Below are 14,395 nucleotides of genomic sequence, written 5' to 3'. Positions count from 1 at the left end.
ATGGCTGATTTCTTTAACACTCCAGGCGGCATCGCTGTTCTGATCCTGGCGCAAGTGCTTGCAGTTGTTGCCTTTGTGATGATCTCGCTCCTGTTCCTCGTTTACGGGGACCGCAAGATCTGGGCCGCGGTCCAGATGCGCCGGGGCCCGAACGTGGTGGGCGTCTACGGCCTGCTGCAATCGGTGGCCGACGCGCTGAAATACGTGGTCAAGGAAGTGGTGATCCCGGCCGGCGCCGACCGCACCGTCTTTATCCTGGCGCCGATGACCTCCTTCGTGCTGGCGATGATCGCCTGGGCGGTGATCCCGTTCAACGACGGCTGGGTCCTTTCGGACATCAATGTTGCCATCCTCTATGTCTTCGCGGTCTCCTCGCTGGAAGTCTACGGCGTGATCATGGGCGGCTGGGCGTCGAACTCGAAATACCCGTTCCTGGGCTCGCTGCGGTCCGCCGCGCAGATGATCTCCTACGAGGTCTCCATCGGCCTGATCATTATCGGCGTAATCATCTCCACCGGCAGCATGAACTTCGGCGACATCGTCCGCGCGCAGGATGGCGACCTGGGCCTGCTGAACTGGTACTGGATCCCGCATTTCCCGATGGTCTTCCTGTTCTTCATCTCGGCGCTGGCAGAAACCAACCGCCCGCCGTTCGACCTGCCGGAAGCGGAATCGGAGCTGGTGGCGGGCTACCAGGTGGAATACTCGGCCACCCCGTTCCTCTTGTTCATGGCCGGTGAATACATCGCCATCTTCCTGATGTGCGCGCTGACAACCCTGCTGTTCTTCGGCGGCTGGCTGTCCCCGATCCCGGGCCTGCCCGACGGCGTCCTGTGGATGGTCGGCAAGATGGCGTTTTTCTTCTTCCTCTTCGCAATGGTGAAGGCGATCACCCCGCGCTACCGCTATGACCAGCTGATGCGCCTGGGCTGGAAAGTGTTCCTGCCGTTCTCGCTGGCCTGGGTGGTCTTCGTGTCCTTTGCTGCAAAATTTGACTGGTTCTGGGGCATCTTCGCCCGCTGGACCGTGGGAGGCTAACTGATGGCGAACATCGACTACACACGCGCCGCCAAATACTTCCTGCTGCAGGATTTCTGGGTCGGCTTCAAACTGGGGTTGAAGTATTTCTTCGCGCCCAAGGCCACCCTGAACTACCCGCACGAGAAGGGCCCGCTGTCGCCCCGCTTCCGCGGTGAGCACGCGCTGCGCCGCTATCCGAACGGCGAGGAGCGCTGCATTGCCTGCAAGCTTTGCGAAGCAATCTGCCCGGCGCAGGCGATCACCATCGACGCGGAACCGCGCGAGGACGGCAGCCGCCGCACCACGCGCTATGACATCGACATGACAAAATGCATCTACTGCGGTTTCTGCCAGGAAGCCTGCCCGGTGGATGCGATTGTCGAAGGCCCGAACTTCGAATTCGCCACCGAGACCCGCGAAGAGCTGTTCTACGACAAGGAAAAACTCCTGGCCAACGGCGAGCGCTGGGAAGCCGAGATCGCCCGCAACCTGGAAATCGACGCGCCGTACCGATGACTGATCCCAAGAACCCTTTCGAGGCCATGATGGCCCAGGCCCAGCAGATGGCCAAGGCGTTCAACCCGGCGCTGGAGAACTTCTCGCCTTCCGAGGCTTTCAAGGAGTTCGAGGCGCTGTGGCCCACCATGCCCAAAGAGGTCATGGAAATGATGTTCGGCAACACCGTCAACAAGGACGGGCTGGATGCCAAGACCCGGCTGCTGCTGACACTGGCCGGGCTGACAATGCAGGGCGCGCAGGCCGACAGTGCCGTGCGCCAGACCGTGCGCCACGCCCTCGCGGCCGGCGCCAAGAAACAAGAGATCGTGGAAACGATCGGACAGATGTCGGTGTTTGCCGGCATTCCGGCCATGAACCGGGCGCTGGATCTGGCGCAGGCGGTCATGGACGACAAAAGGGACGATGAGACATGAGCGTTTTTGCCTTCTACCTCTTCGCCATCAGCGCCATCACCGGCGGGCTGTTCACCGTGATCAGCCGTCAGCCGGTGCATTCGGTGCTGTGGCTGATCCTGGCCTTCCTCTCTTCGGCCGGGCTGTTTGTGCTGTTGGGGGCGGAGTTCGTCGCCATGCTGCTGGTCATCGTCTACGTGGGCGCGGTCGCGGTGCTGTTCCTGTTTGTGGTGATGATGATCGACGTCGACTTTGCCGAGCTGAAGGCGGAGATGGCGAAATACATGCCGCTGGCGCTGCTGATCGGCCTGGTCATCCTGATGCAGTTCGTGATGGCTTTCGGCGTCTGGGAAACCGCCCACAAGGCGCCTGAGCTGCTGGCCAATCCGGTGCCTGCCGACCGCCACAACACCGAGGCGCTCGGCCTCATCATCTATGATCAATATTTCCTTCTGTTCCAGCTGGCGGGCCTGATCCTGCTGGTGGCGATGATCGGCGCGATCGTGCTGACCCTGCGCCACCGCACCGACGTCAAGCGCCAGGACGTGGTTGCCCAGATGATGCGCGACCCGGCCGCCGCGATGGAGCTCAAGGACGTGAAACCGGGGCAGGGGCTTTGAGCACATGATCGGACTTGAACATTATCTGACCGTCGCGGCGACGCTGTTCGTCATCGGCATCTTCGGGCTCTTCCTGAACCGCAAGAACGTGATCATCCTCTTGATGAGCATCGAACTGATGCTCCTGGCGGTGAACATCAACCTCGTCGCATTCTCCAGTTTCCTGGGCGATCTGGTGGGGCAGGTCTTTACCCTGTTCGTGCTGACCGTGGCCGCCGCCGAGGCCGCCATCGGCCTGGCAATTCTGGTCTGCTTCTTCCGCAACCGCGGCACCATCGCCGTCGAAGACGTCAACGTGATGAAGGGCTAAAGAACCATGGAAACCATCCTCCTCTTTGCCCCGCTTGTGGGGGCCGTGATCTGCGGCTTCGGCCACAAGATGATCGGCGAGAAAGCCGCCACCGTGACCGCCACGGCGCTGCTGTTCCTGTCGGCGCTGCTCAGCTGGATCACTTTCCTGGCGTTTGACGGGGTGACCCAGAACATCGAGATCTTCCGCTGGATCGAAAGCGGCTCGCTGTCGACCTCCTGGGCGATCCGGCTGGACCGTCTGACCGCGATCATGCTGATCGTGATCACCACGGTGTCCTCGCTCGTGCACCTCTATTCCTTCGGCTACATGGACCACGACCCGCAGTGGAAAGAGGGCGAAAGCTACAAGCCGCGCTTCTTTGCCTACCTGTCGTTCTTCACCTTCGCGATGCTGATGCTGGTGACCTCCGACAACCTGGTGCAGATGTTCTTCGGCTGGGAAGGCGTGGGCGTGGCCTCCTACCTGCTGATCGGCTTCTACTACCGCAAGCCGTCGGCCAACGCGGCGGCGATCAAGGCCTTTATCGTCAACCGCGTCGGCGACTTCGGCTTTGCGCTGGGGATCTTCGGCCTGTTCTTCCTGACCGACAGCATCAACCTGGCGGACATCTTTGCAGCCGCCCCGACGCTGGCGGAAACCCAGGTGTCCTTCCTGTGGACCGAGTGGAACGCGGCGAACCTGCTGGCCTTCCTGCTGTTCGTCGGCGCGATGGGCAAATCGGCGCAGCTGATCCTGCACACCTGGCTGCCGGACGCGATGGAAGGCCCGACCCCGGTGTCGGCGCTGATCCACGCGGCAACCATGGTGACCGCGGGCGTGTTCCTGGTCTGCCGCATGTCGCCGCTGATCGAGTTCGCGCCCGAAGCCGCTGCCTTCATCACCGTGCTGGGGGCTGCCACTGCCTTCTTCGCGGCGACCGTGGGCCTGGTGCAGAATGACATCAAGCGCGTGATCGCCTATTCGACCTGCTCGCAGCTGGGCTACATGTTCGTGGCGGCAGGCGTCGGCATGTATTCCGCAGCCATGTTCCACCTGTTCACCCACGCCTTCTTCAAGGCGATGCTGTTCCTTGGCGCCGGTTCGGTGATCCACGCCATGCACCACGAGCAGGACATGCGGAACTACGGCGCGCTGCGCAAGAAGATCCCCTATACCTTCTGGGCGATGATGATCGGCACCCTGGCCATCACCGGCGTCGGTATCCCGCTCAGCGGCTGGGTTGGCTTTGCCGGTTTCGTCTCCAAGGACGCGATCATCGAAAGCGCCTATGCGGGCGGCTCGATGTTCGGTTTCTGGGCGCTGGTGATCGCGGCCTTCATGACCTCATTCTATTCCTGGCGCCTGATCTTCATGACCTTCTACGGCGAGGCGCGCGGCGACAAGCACACCCACGACCACGCGCATGAAAGCCCCTGGACCATGCTGGTGCCGCTGGGCGTGCTGGCGGTGGGTTCCGTCACTGCAGGCATGATCTGGTACAGCAGCTTCTTCGGCCACGCTGATCAGGTCGGCAAGTTCTACGGCATCCCGGTGGCGGAAGCGTCCGCTGCGGCGCATGGCGAAGAGGCTGGCCACGGCGAAGAGGCCGGACATGGCGATGACGCTGCGCACGGTGAAGAAGCCGCCCATGGCGAAGACGCGGCACATGGCGGCGAGCACCACTATGTGTTTGCCGGCAAGCCGGGCGAGGGCGCGCTGTACATCGCGCCGGACAACCACATCCTGGAGGATGCCCATGCGGCGCCGAAATGGGTGAAACTGTCCCCGTTCATGGCAATGCTGGGCGGCCTGGTGCTGGCGCTGTGGTTCTACATCTGGAACCCGTCGCTGCCCGCACGACTGGCGAAGCAGCAGCGCCCGCTGTACCTGTTCCTTCTGAACAAGTGGTACTTTGACGAGATCTATGACGTGATCTTCGTCAAGCCGGCCGTGGCAATCGGGCGCTTCTTCTGGAAACGCGGCGATGGCAGCACCATCGACGGCTTCCTGAACGGCCTGGCCATGGGCGTTGTGCCCTTCTTCACCCGCCTCGCGGGCCGGGCGCAGTCCGGTTACATCTTCACTTATGCCTTCTGGATGGTGCTGGGCATTGCCGCCCTGGTCACCTGGATGTCGATCGGCGGAGGAGCGCACTGATGGACAATCTCCTTTCTATTGTCACCTTCATCCCGGCGCTCGCGGCGGCCATCCTGGCCCTGTTCCTGCGCGGCGAGGATAAGGCGGCGCAGCGCAACGCCAAGTTTGTTGCGCTCTTTGCTACCACGATCACCTTCCTGGTGAGCCTGGGCATCTATTCCCAGTTCGACCCGGCCAACACCGGCTTCCAGTTTGTCGAGGACCGGGCCTGGATCTTCGGTCTGAAGTACAAGATGGGCGTCGACGGTATCTCGGTGCTGTTCGTGATGCTGACCACCTTCATCATGCCGCTGACCATCCTGGCCAGCTGGTCGGTCACCGACCGGGTCAAGGAATACATGATCGCCTTCCTGCTGCTGGAGACCCTGATGCTGGGCGTCTTCATGGCGCTGGACCTGGTGCTGTTCTACCTGTTCTTCGAGGCGGGCCTCATTCCGATGTTCCTGATCATCGGCATCTGGGGCGGCAAGGAGCGGATCTACGCTTCCTTCAAGTTCTTCCTCTATACCTTCTTCGGCTCGGTGCTGATGCTGGTGGCGATGGTCTTCATGTATGTGGATGCCGGCACCACCGACATCGAGACCCTGCTGACCCACAGCTTCTCGGCGGCGTCCTTTGACGTCCTGGGCATCCATGTTCTGGGCGGCGCCCAGACGCTGATGTTCCTGGCCTTCTTTGCCTCTTTCGCGGTGAAGATGCCAATGTGGCCGGTACACACCTGGCTGCCGGATGCGCACGTGCAGGCGCCGACCGCGGGTTCCGTGGTGCTGGCGGCGATCCTGCTGAAAATGGGCGGCTACGGCTTCCTGCGCTTCTCGCTGCCGATGTTCCCGGTGGGTGCGGATGTGATGACCGATGTGGTCCTGTGGATGTCCGCGATTGCGGTGGTCTACACCTCGCTGGTTGCGATGGTGCAGGAGGACATGAAAAAGCTGATCGCCTATTCCTCGGTTGCACACATGGGCTTTGTCACCATGGGCATCTTTGCCGCCAACCAGCAGGGCATTGACGGCGCCATCTTCCAGATGCTGTCGCACGGCTTCATCTCCGCCGCGCTCTTCCTTTGCGTCGGCGTGATCTATGACCGCATGCACACCCGTGACATCGACGCCTATGGCGGCCTGGTGATCCGGATGCCTGCCTACGCGCTGGTCTTCATGTTCTTCACCATGGGCAACGTTGGCCTGCCGGGCACCTCGGGCTTTGTCGGTGAATTCCTGACCCTGATGGGCGCCTTCCAGAAGAACACCTGGGTGACTGCTGTGGCAGCAACCGGCGTGATCTTCTCGGCGGCTTATGCGCTGTGGCTCTACCGCCGCGTGGTGTTCGGCGACCTGATCAAGGGCAGCCTGATGGGCATCCGCGACATGTCCTTGCGCGAGCGTTTCGTCTTCGCGCCGCTGGTCGCCATGACCCTGCTGCTGGGGGTCTACCCGTCGCTGGTCACCGACATCATCGCGCCCTCGACCGAGGCGCTGATTGCAAACTTCAACCAGTCTCTGGCTGCTGCGGACACCGCGCCCGCAGCCACCCAGATTGCTTCGCACTAAGGGAGCATCAGGCAGATGATCCAAGCTGATCTTACTGTAATCCTGCCAGAGATCGTTCTGGCGCTTTACGCCATGGCGGCGCTGATCGGCGCCGTTTACACCGGCAAGGACAAGCTGGCGGTGCCGATGGTCTGGGCCACCGCCGCGCTGCTGGCGCTGCTGGCCTTCTGGATCGCCTCCAGCCCGGACGGCACCAGGACCGCCTTTGACGGGATGTTCGTCGACGACGGCTTCTCGCGCTTTGCCAAGGTGGCGCTGCTGCTGGGCGCCTCCGCCGTGCTGCTGATCGGCCAGGAGTACATGGCGCGCCGCGGCATCCTGCGGTTCGAGTACCCGGTGCTGGTGGCGCTGGCCGCGGTCGGCATGATGATGATGGTCTCCGCAGGCGACCTGATGTCCCTCTACATGGGGCTGGAGCTGCAGTCGCTGTCGCTTTACGTCGTGGCCGCCATGCGCCGCGACAGCGTCAAGTCGACCGAGGCGGGCCTCAAGTACTTCGTGCTGGGCGCGCTGTCGTCGGGCCTGCTGCTCTATGGCGCCTCGCTGGTCTACGGCTTTGCCGGCACCACTCAGTTCGCGGGCATCATCCAGGTGGCGGAGCAGGGCCACATGTCCATCGGCATGCTGTTCGGCCTGGTCTTCATGATCTCCGGCATGGCGTTCAAGGTCTCGGCGGTTCCGTTCCACATGTGGACCCCGGACGTCTACGAAGGCTCGCCGACCCCGGTCACCGCCTTCTTTGCCACCGCGCCGAAAGTGGCTGCAATGGGCCTGTTCGCGCGCGTCCTGTTTGATGCCTTCGGCGGTGCGATCTCCGATTGGCAGCAGATCATCGTGGTGCTGTCGGTGCTGTCGATGTTCCTGGGCGCCATCGCGGCAATCGGCCAGCGTGACATCAAACGGCTGATGGCGTTCTCCTCCATCGCCCACATGGGCTATGCGATGATCGGCCTGGCCGCGGGCACCGAACAGGGCATCACCGCGATGCTGGTCTACCTGGCGATCTACGTCACCATGAACATCGGCACCTTCTCCTTCATCCTGATGCTGGAAAAGGACGGCAAGCCGGTCACCGACATCCTGGCCCTGAACCAGTTCGCCGCGCGCGAGCCGGGCAAGGCGCTGGCGGTGCTGATCCTGATGTTCTCGCTGGCGGGCGTGCCGCCGATGCTGGGCTTCTTTGCCAAGCTGGGCGTGTGGCAGGCAGGTGTGGACGCCGGCCTGATGGGGCTGGTCATCGCTTCCGCCGTGGCCTCCGTCATCGGTGCGTTCTATTACATCCGCATCGTCTTCTACATGTACTTCGGCACTGGCGAAGACGATGTCGAAGCCAAGGGCTCCCCGGTTCTGGGCGTGGCGCTGATGGCCTCTGCCGCGATGATGCTGGTGGGCGTGGTCTACCAGTTCGGAATCGACGGCGCCGCGGCTGCCGCCGCAGCAACCCTTGTAAATTGATCTGCTTTTCAGGCAGGCTGACAGGGCCCGGTCACGCGACCGGGCCTTTTCGCACTTTGTGAGGGACGCAGATGAGCTGGCCAGCAGGATACGGAAAACGGGTGCTCGCCGAGGTGGACAGCACCCTGAATGAGGCAGCCCGCATCGCGGGGGAGCTGGCGGGGCCCGAGTGGATCCTGGCCCTGCGCCAGACCCAGGGGCGCGGCCGCCGCGGCCGCGACTGGAAGGATCCCAAGGGCAACTTCGCCGCCACCCTGGTGATGCGCCCGGAGGGCACCCCGGACCAGGCCGCACTGCGCAGCTTCGTGGCGGCGCTGGCGGTCTATGACGCCTGCGTCGCGGTCACGGGCCGAAGCGAAGGCCTGTCGCTGAAATGGCCGAACGACGTGCTGCTGAAGGGCGGCAAGCTGGCGGGCATCCTCTTGGAAAGCGCCGGCAACGGGCAGGGGGTCAACCATCTGTTTGTCGGCATCGGCGTCAACCTTGTGGAAACCCCGATGAAGGAATGGCTGGAGCCGGGCGCGGTCTGGCCGGTTTCGCTGCTGTCGGAGACCGGCGTGCAGGTCACGCCGGAGGACTTCCTGGAGGCGGTGGCCGAGGCTTTTGCCCGCTATGAACAGCAGTTCGCAACCTATGGCTTTGAGCCGATCCGCACCGAATGGCTGGCACGCGCGGCCAAGCTGGGCGAGGTGATCACTGCCAAGACCGCGTCGTCGGAAACCGAGGGCACCTTTGAAACGGTGGACGCCGGCGGCAACCTTGTCCTAAACACCGCCAAGGGCCGCGTCAGCATTCCCGCGGCGGACATCTATTTCTAGGAAGGAGCAGCGATGCTTCTGGCAGTTGATTGCGGCAATACCAACACCGTCTTCTCGATCTATGACGGCGAGAAGTTCATCGGCATGTGGCGCACCGCCACCGAATGGCAGCGCACCGCGGACCAGTATTACGTCTGGCTCAACACGCTGATGCGGCTGCAGGGGATCGAGGCGGATATCACCGACATGATCATCTCCTCCACCGTGCCGCGAGTGGTGTTCAACCTGCGTGTGCTGGCGGACCGCTACTTCAACACCCGGCCGCTGGTGGTGGGCAAACCCGAATGCCTGCTGCCGGTCGCGGTGCGGGTGGACGAGGGCACTGCCGTCGGCCCCGACCGGCTGGTCAACACAGTTTCCGGCTTTGACACCTACGGCGGCAACCTGATCGTGGTGGATTTCGGCACTGCGACCACGTTCGACGTGGTGGCCGAGGACGGCGCCTATGTCGGCGGGGTGATTGCGCCCGGCGTGAATCTGAGCCTCGAGGCGCTGCACCAGGCCGCCGCCGCGCTGCCCCATGTGGACATCTCCAAGCCGCAGAACGTGATCGGCACCAACACCGTCGCCTGCATGCAGTCCGGCGTGTTCTGGGGCTATGTCGGTCTGGTGCGCGAAATCTGCGAGCGCATCAAGGCCGAGCGCGCGGTGCCGATGAAAGTAATCTCAACCGGCGGGCTGGCGCCATTGTTCCAGCAATCTGCCGATCTGTTTGACGCATATGAGGATGATCTCACCATGCACGGGCTGCAGATCATTCATAAATACAACAAGGAAAACGGTACTGACGCATGAGCAGTGATAGATTGATCTACCTGCCCCTCGGCGGGGCAGGCGAAATTGGCATGAACGCCTATGTCTACGGCTATGGGCCGCAGGGCAAGGAACGCCTGGTCCTGGTCGACCTGGGCGTGACTTTCCCGGATATGGACACCACCCCGGGCGTCGATCTGATCATGCCCGACATCACCTGGCTGAAGGAGCGCGCCAGCCAGCTGGAAGGCATTTTCATCACCCACGGGCACGAGGACCACATCGGCGCCATCGCCCATCTTTATGCGCATCTGAACGTGCCCATCTACGCCCGGGCCTTCACTGCCAACCTGGCGCGCCGCAAGATGGAGGAGGCGGGCCACGACCCGGCCAATGTGCACACCGTACAGGCCTGGCCCGAAGTGACAAAGCTCGGCCCCTTCACCATCGGTGTCGCCCCGATGAGCCACTCGATCCCCGAAAGCGGCGGGCTGGTGATCGACAGCCCGGCAGGGCGGGTGGTGCACACCGGCGACTTCAAACTGGACGCGAACCCGCTGGTCGGCGAACCCTTTGATCCGGAGATGTGGGCGGAAATCGCAGGAGACGGCATTCAGGCACTGGTCTGCGATTCCACCAATGTGTTCTCGCAGCACCCGGGCCGCTCGGAATCCGAACTTCCGGAGGAGATCACCAAGCTGTTTTCCGAGGCGAAGGGGCTGGTCGCTGCTACCACATTCGCCTCCAACGTGGCGCGGGTGAAAACCCTGGCCGAGGCCGGGGTGAAGGCGGGCCGCTCCGTGGTGCTCTTGGGCCGCGCCATGCGCCGGATGATCGAGGCGGCGGTGGAAACCGGCGTGCTTGTCGACTTCCCCAAGGTGATCAGCCCGGAAGACGCTGCCAACGTGCCGCGCGACAACCTGATGCTGATCACCACCGGAAGCCAGGGCGAACGCCGCGCTGCCACCGCGCAGCTGGCGCGCGGCAAATACCGCGGGCTGGAGCTGAAGGAGGGCGACCTGTTCCTGTTCTCCTCCAAGACCATTCCGGGCAATGAGAAGGGCGTCATCCGCATCATCAACCAGTTTTCCGAAATGGGGGTGGATGTGGTCGACGACAGCTCCGGCCTCTACCACGTCTCCGGCCACGCCAACCGCCCGGATCTGGAGGCGGTCCACAAGCTGCTGAAGCCCAAGATGCTGATCCCGATGCACGGCGAGCACCGCCACCTGCGCCAGCACGCCCGCCTGGGCGAGGAAAAGGGCATCGCCAGCGCCGTGGTGGTGAACGGCATGATGATGGACCTGACCGGCGATGCGCCCAAGGTGACCGAGTGGATCGAAACCGGCCGCACCTATCTGGATGGCACCGTCAAATACGGCGCGCTGGACGGCATCGTGCGCGACCGCATCCGCATGGCGCTGAATGGCCATGTGCTGGTGACGGTGATCCTCGACGAGGAAGACGAGCCGCTGGGCGAACCCTGGTGCGACCTCAAGGGCCTGCCCGAAACCGGGACCTCCAATGCCGCTCTGGTGGAGGTTCTGGAGGAGGACCTGAACCAGTTCCTGATGCGGGCTGGCGCCAAGACCCTGCGCGATGACGACAGGCTGGAGCAGGAACTGCGCCGCATCGCCCGCCAGACCGCGCAAGCCGAGATCGGCAAGAAGCCGGAGGTGACGGTGGTGGTCAGCCGCATGCGCTGATCCTGCCGGCTGGGCAGGGCGGTGCTCCCGCCCGGCCCAAACCGCATCACCGATGCAGCAGGCCCCGTTGGGCCTGGCGCCGAAAAAGGAAACGCCGCGGCCCTTTTGGGCACGCGGCGTTTTTCAATTGAGTTGCTGCTCCAGTTGGAGCGGCAGAAGACTCAGCCGTGCAGCGGGCGGGCGCAGCTGGGGCAGGAGACCACCTTGCGCGGGGCGCTGAACAAGGCGCGGAACAGGCCGCGCATCATGGCGGCAAAGGCCTCGGCGCGCAGCTCATGGGCGCGGGCTTCGATGGCCTGGAACTGGGAAATGGTCAGGGTTTTCGTGTCGTTGGTATTCATGGCGTGGCCCATCATCAATGGCGCGTTTCGTGTTGCAGAAGCTATACGCCCGTCGCCGCGGGCTGACACCGGTCAAGATCGAAGACCCGCTATGCTGCGGATGCAAAGGTGGCCATGCATGCATGCGCATGGTGAACGGCATTGCCTGCCACGAAAAAGGCCGCCCCAGGGGGCGGCCTCAAACTCTGCCGGATGCGCCGGATCAGCTGGCGCGGCGTTCTGCGAAGCTGAGCGCGATGAAGCTCGGCAGGTGATCGCCCATGCCGACCACAACCTTGTCGTCGCGCTTGCCGTGTTTGCCGCGGCCCGAGGCGCGCTCCTGCTTCTGCGCGGGCTTTTCGTCCTTGCGGCGCTCGCGGCTCTCGTCCTTGCGGCTTTCGTCCTTGCGGCTCTCGCGGGTGTCCGCATCCGCCTTGGCGGCACGGGCGGGCTTTTCCTTCTTGGGCTCCGGCTTGACCGGGTTGTCCAGCCGCGGGATTTCCTTCTGGATCAGCTTTTCCACCGCATCCAGCGCCTTGTCGTCGCGCGGAATGCAGATGGTGATCGCCTTGCCTTCGCGCCCGGCACGGCCGGTGCGGCCGATGCGGTGGACGTAGTCCTCGGCGTGGCCGGGAACGTCAAAGTTGAACACATGGCTGACGCTGGGCACGTCCAGCCCGCGGGCGGCCACATCCGAGGCCACCAGGATTCGCAGCGACCCTTCGCGGAAGGCGTCCAGCGTCTTTGTCCGCTGGCTCTGGTCCAGATCGCCGTGGATGGCAGCGGCGTCATAGCCGTATTTCTTGAGCGATTTCGCGCAGATATCCACATCCGTCTTGCGGTTGCAGAAGATGATGCCGTTGGTCAGCTTGTCGCCCTCGGCGTCGATCAGGGCGCGCAGCACCTTGCGCTTCTCGCTGCCCTCGCGGTCGCGGCGCGACGCCTTGAACTGCACCACGGCCTGTTCGATGGTCTCCGACGCGGTGGCCTGGCGGGCCACTTCGATACGGGCAGGGCCGGACAGGAAGGTGTTGGTGATCCGCTCGATCTCCGGCGCCATGGTGGCCGAGAAGAACAGCGTCTGGCGGGTGAACGGCGTCAGCGAGAAGATGCGTTCGATATCCGGGATGAAGCCCATGTCGAGCATCCGGTCGGCCTCGTCCACCACCATGATCTGCACGCCGGTGAGCAGCAGCTTGCCGCGCTCGAAATGGTCCAGCAGACGGCCCGGGGTGGCGATCAGCACATCGACGCCCTTGTCGATCAGCGCATCCTGCTCCTTGAAGGAGACGCCGCCGATCAGCAGCGCCTTGGTGAGCTTTACATGCTTGGCGTAGGTGTCAAAGTTTTCCGCCACCTGGGCGGCCAGCTCGCGGGTCGGGCACAGCACCAGGCTGCGCGGCATCCGGGCGCGGGCGCGGCCGCGGGCCAGAAGCGTGATCATCGGCAGCGTGAACGACGCGGTCTTGCCGGTGCCGGTCTGGGCGATTCCCAGAACATCGCGCCCTTCCAGCGCCGGCGGAATGGCCCCCGCCTGAATCGGGGTGGGGGTTTCGTACCCGGCTTCCTCAATAGCCTTGAGGACCTTGGGATTAAGGTTCAGATCGGTGAATTTTGTCATATGCATCCGTGATTGCGGACACTGACCTGGCCCGCGCGTGTGTGTTGCAGCCGGCTCCGCAAAAGGTCATGCGGTGTGGCAGCTGCCGGCTCGTGGCGGGGCATAGCAAAATCCCATGCGCAGGTCAATTAATGCTGGATTTTGCAGGGTTTTCGTTACCGGGGTGGGCAAAATGGAAACAAATCAGCCGAAACCGGGGAAGTGTTTTTGCCGTTTCTCCTCTAGGCCGAGCGGGCGAATCCGCAATAGCCCGCGCTCCTGCAGCTTGCGGTAGACCGCCGGGTCCCTGGCGCTGACTTCGTCGAAGAAACTGCGCAGGCCATCTGCGCCGTGCTCTTCCTCGATCAGTGACAGAAGTTCATGCGCGCTGAGCCCGCCCAGAATCCGGGCAAAGCCCCGGCCCAGTCCCGGCCGGTAGGAGCCGCGCTCGAGGCGGAACCGGTAGACGGATTGCCACTGCTCCCAGCTGGCAGCATGGCAGTGGCACAGGTCGGCCCGGTCCAGTTCGCAGGTTGCGGTGGTCTTCTCGCCGTCTAGGTACAGGTTGTGGATACGCAGCTCGGCGTTCGGCAGGCCGGTCCTGGCAATGACCTTGCCGACAGTATGGCTCAGGAATCCGCCTTTCAGAAATCCGCCGAAAGCTGGGTAAATCACACGCACTTCCGTCTCACGATCCGCTCCCTTCGGGATCATCGCCTTGAACTCGTCCTCGCGCCCGGCCAGGGCCTCCACCGGGCGGACCCGGGCGCTGGCGATGTCCTGCGGCAGGGCGGCCAGCATTTGCCCCAGATCCGAGGCCGGCCACAGGAATTCATCAACGTCGATATGGGCAACCCAGTCCGTCTGGATCCGCTCATAGGCGTGGGTTGCATTCAGCGTCTGGCGGACCTGATGCTTGACCGGCCGGTACTTATTCAGCCGCTTCCAATGGCCGACGTCACATATGGTGACCCTGACCTTGGGATGCTGCTTCAGGTGTCCATAAGCTTCCGGATTCGGCTCATCCAGATAGATGTGCAGCCGGTGCGCGCCTAGGTCGAGGTGATAGGCGGCAAAATCCAGTATGGCCCTGGTGTCCGCCTTGATGGTGCTGACGATGCCCCATTTGACATTCCCGTCCGCCATAGCCTGCCTCTTGCGCTGCTGTTTGCCGCAACCATTTCCGCAGGCAG

General features: G+C 63.4%; 14 protein-coding genes. 11 read left to right on the top strand and 3 right to left on the bottom strand.

Going from position 1 to position 14,395, the window contains the following annotated elements; translation table 11 throughout:
- From nuoH to AC58NV_RS17365, 11 genes are all read left to right on the top strand, one after another.
- Complete coding sequence (nuoH, locus tag AC58NV_RS17415; protein ID WP_027237100.1) at positions 1 to 1,038, top strand: NADH-quinone oxidoreductase subunit NuoH; 1,038 nt, start codon at positions 1 to 3, stop codon at positions 1,036 to 1,038.
- A gap of 3 nt (positions 1,039 to 1,041) precedes the next feature.
- Positions 1,042 to 1,536, top strand: a complete 495-nt coding sequence (gene nuoI / locus AC58NV_RS17410; protein ID WP_027237101.1) for an NADH-quinone oxidoreductase subunit NuoI — start codon at positions 1,042 to 1,044, stop codon at positions 1,534 to 1,536.
- Positions 1,533 to 1,952, top strand: coding sequence for a carboxymuconolactone decarboxylase family protein (locus AC58NV_RS17405; protein WP_065267095.1), 420 nt, complete (start codon positions 1,533 to 1,535; stop codon positions 1,950 to 1,952). The genes nuoI and AC58NV_RS17405 overlap by 4 nt, the downstream gene beginning before the upstream one ends.
- Complete coding sequence (locus AC58NV_RS17400) at positions 1,949 to 2,551, top strand: NADH-quinone oxidoreductase subunit J (RefSeq protein ID WP_497228244.1); 603 nt, start codon at positions 1,949 to 1,951, stop codon at positions 2,549 to 2,551. Before AC58NV_RS17405 ends, AC58NV_RS17400 begins: the two co-directional genes overlap by 4 nt.
- Before the next feature lie 4 nt (positions 2,552 to 2,555).
- Entirely contained in the window at positions 2,556 to 2,861 is a 306-nt protein-coding gene (gene nuoK / locus AC58NV_RS17395; RefSeq protein WP_008553673.1) for an NADH-quinone oxidoreductase subunit NuoK, read from the top strand.
- A gap of 6 nt (positions 2,862 to 2,867) precedes the next feature.
- Positions 2,868 to 5,000: an NADH-quinone oxidoreductase subunit L gene (gene nuoL, locus AC58NV_RS17390; protein WP_497228243.1), complete on the top strand. Its 2,133-nt coding sequence runs from the start codon at positions 2,868 to 2,870 to the stop codon at positions 4,998 to 5,000.
- Positions 5,000 to 6,550 carry an NADH-quinone oxidoreductase subunit M gene (locus AC58NV_RS17385; RefSeq protein ID WP_497228242.1) on the top strand — a complete coding sequence of 517 codons (1,551 nt, stop codon included), beginning with the start codon at positions 5,000 to 5,002 and terminating at the stop codon, positions 6,548 to 6,550. Before nuoL ends, AC58NV_RS17385 begins: the two co-directional genes overlap by 1 nt.
- A 15-nt stretch (positions 6,551 to 6,565) precedes the next feature.
- Positions 6,566 to 8,005: an NADH-quinone oxidoreductase subunit NuoN gene (gene nuoN / locus AC58NV_RS17380; RefSeq protein WP_497228241.1), complete on the top strand. Its 1,440-nt coding sequence runs from the start codon at positions 6,566 to 6,568 to the stop codon at positions 8,003 to 8,005.
- Positions 8,006 to 8,076: 71 nt separating this feature from the next.
- Positions 8,077 to 8,823: a biotin--[acetyl-CoA-carboxylase] ligase gene (locus AC58NV_RS17375; protein ID WP_497228240.1), complete on the top strand. Its 747-nt coding sequence runs from the start codon at positions 8,077 to 8,079 to the stop codon at positions 8,821 to 8,823.
- Positions 8,824 to 8,835: 12 nt separating this feature from the next.
- A complete protein-coding gene (locus AC58NV_RS17370; RefSeq protein ID WP_065267100.1) occupies positions 8,836 to 9,618 on the top strand; it encodes a type III pantothenate kinase in 783 nt (260 codons plus the stop codon).
- A complete protein-coding gene (locus AC58NV_RS17365) occupies positions 9,615 to 11,282 on the top strand; it encodes a ribonuclease J (RefSeq protein WP_497228239.1) in 1,668 nt (555 codons plus the stop codon). The genes AC58NV_RS17370 and AC58NV_RS17365 overlap by 4 nt, the downstream gene beginning before the upstream one ends.
- A gap of 161 nt (positions 11,283 to 11,443) precedes the next feature.
- Here AC58NV_RS17365 and AC58NV_RS17360 read toward each other — a convergent pair whose 3' ends face one another.
- The 3 genes from AC58NV_RS17360 to AC58NV_RS17350 all read right to left on the bottom strand — a co-directional run bounded on the left by AC58NV_RS17360 (position 11,444) and on the right by AC58NV_RS17350 (position 14,348).
- Positions 11,444 to 11,623, bottom strand: a complete 180-nt coding sequence (locus AC58NV_RS17360) for an RSP_7527 family protein (protein WP_366659929.1) — start codon at positions 11,621 to 11,623, stop codon at positions 11,444 to 11,446.
- 202 nt (positions 11,624 to 11,825) lie between these two features.
- Positions 11,826 to 13,223, bottom strand: coding sequence for a DEAD/DEAH box helicase (locus tag AC58NV_RS17355; protein ID WP_497228238.1), 1,398 nt, complete (start codon positions 13,221 to 13,223; stop codon positions 11,826 to 11,828).
- Positions 13,224 to 13,406: 183 nt separating this feature from the next.
- Positions 13,407 to 14,348: a glycosyltransferase family 2 protein gene (locus AC58NV_RS17350; RefSeq protein WP_497228237.1), complete on the bottom strand. Its 942-nt coding sequence runs from the start codon at positions 14,346 to 14,348 to the stop codon at positions 13,407 to 13,409.
- Positions 14,349 to 14,395 lie beyond the last annotated feature (47 nt).

The sequence above is a fragment of the Leisingera sp. ANG49 genome, assembly GCF_059694505.1.
This window is presented reverse-complemented; position numbering and strand designations above follow the sequence as displayed.

Excerpts from the sequence above, each read along its gene's own strand:
- nuoK (WP_008553673.1), top strand. The coding sequence starts at position 2,556 with ATGATCGGACTTGAACATTATCTGACCGTCGCGGCGACGCTGTTCGTC.
- AC58NV_RS17355 (WP_497228238.1), bottom strand. The coding sequence starts at position 13,223 with ATGACAAAATTCACCGATCTGAACCTTAATCCCAAGGTCCTCAAGGCT.
- AC58NV_RS17375 (WP_497228240.1), top strand. The coding sequence starts at position 8,077 with ATGAGCTGGCCAGCAGGATACGGAAAACGGGTGCTCGCCGAGGTGGAC.
- AC58NV_RS17360 (WP_366659929.1), bottom strand. The coding sequence starts at position 11,623 with ATGAATACCAACGACACGAAAACCCTGACCATTTCCCAGTTCCAGGCC.
- AC58NV_RS17400 (WP_497228244.1), top strand. The coding sequence starts at position 1,949 with ATGAGCGTTTTTGCCTTCTACCTCTTCGCCATCAGCGCCATCACCGGC.
- nuoN (WP_497228241.1), top strand. The coding sequence starts at position 6,566 with ATGATCCAAGCTGATCTTACTGTAATCCTGCCAGAGATCGTTCTGGCG.
- nuoH (WP_027237100.1), top strand. The coding sequence starts at position 1 with ATGGCTGATTTCTTTAACACTCCAGGCGGCATCGCTGTTCTGATCCTG.
- AC58NV_RS17405 (WP_065267095.1), top strand. The coding sequence starts at position 1,533 with ATGACTGATCCCAAGAACCCTTTCGAGGCCATGATGGCCCAGGCCCAG.
- AC58NV_RS17385 (WP_497228242.1), top strand. The coding sequence starts at position 5,000 with ATGGACAATCTCCTTTCTATTGTCACCTTCATCCCGGCGCTCGCGGCG.
- nuoL (WP_497228243.1), top strand. The coding sequence starts at position 2,868 with ATGGAAACCATCCTCCTCTTTGCCCCGCTTGTGGGGGCCGTGATCTGC.
- AC58NV_RS17350 (WP_497228237.1), bottom strand. The coding sequence starts at position 14,348 with ATGGCGGACGGGAATGTCAAATGGGGCATCGTCAGCACCATCAAGGCG.
- nuoI (WP_027237101.1), top strand. The coding sequence starts at position 1,042 with ATGGCGAACATCGACTACACACGCGCCGCCAAATACTTCCTGCTGCAG.
- AC58NV_RS17370 (WP_065267100.1), top strand. The coding sequence starts at position 8,836 with ATGCTTCTGGCAGTTGATTGCGGCAATACCAACACCGTCTTCTCGATC.
- AC58NV_RS17365 (WP_497228239.1), top strand. The coding sequence starts at position 9,615 with ATGAGCAGTGATAGATTGATCTACCTGCCCCTCGGCGGGGCAGGCGAA.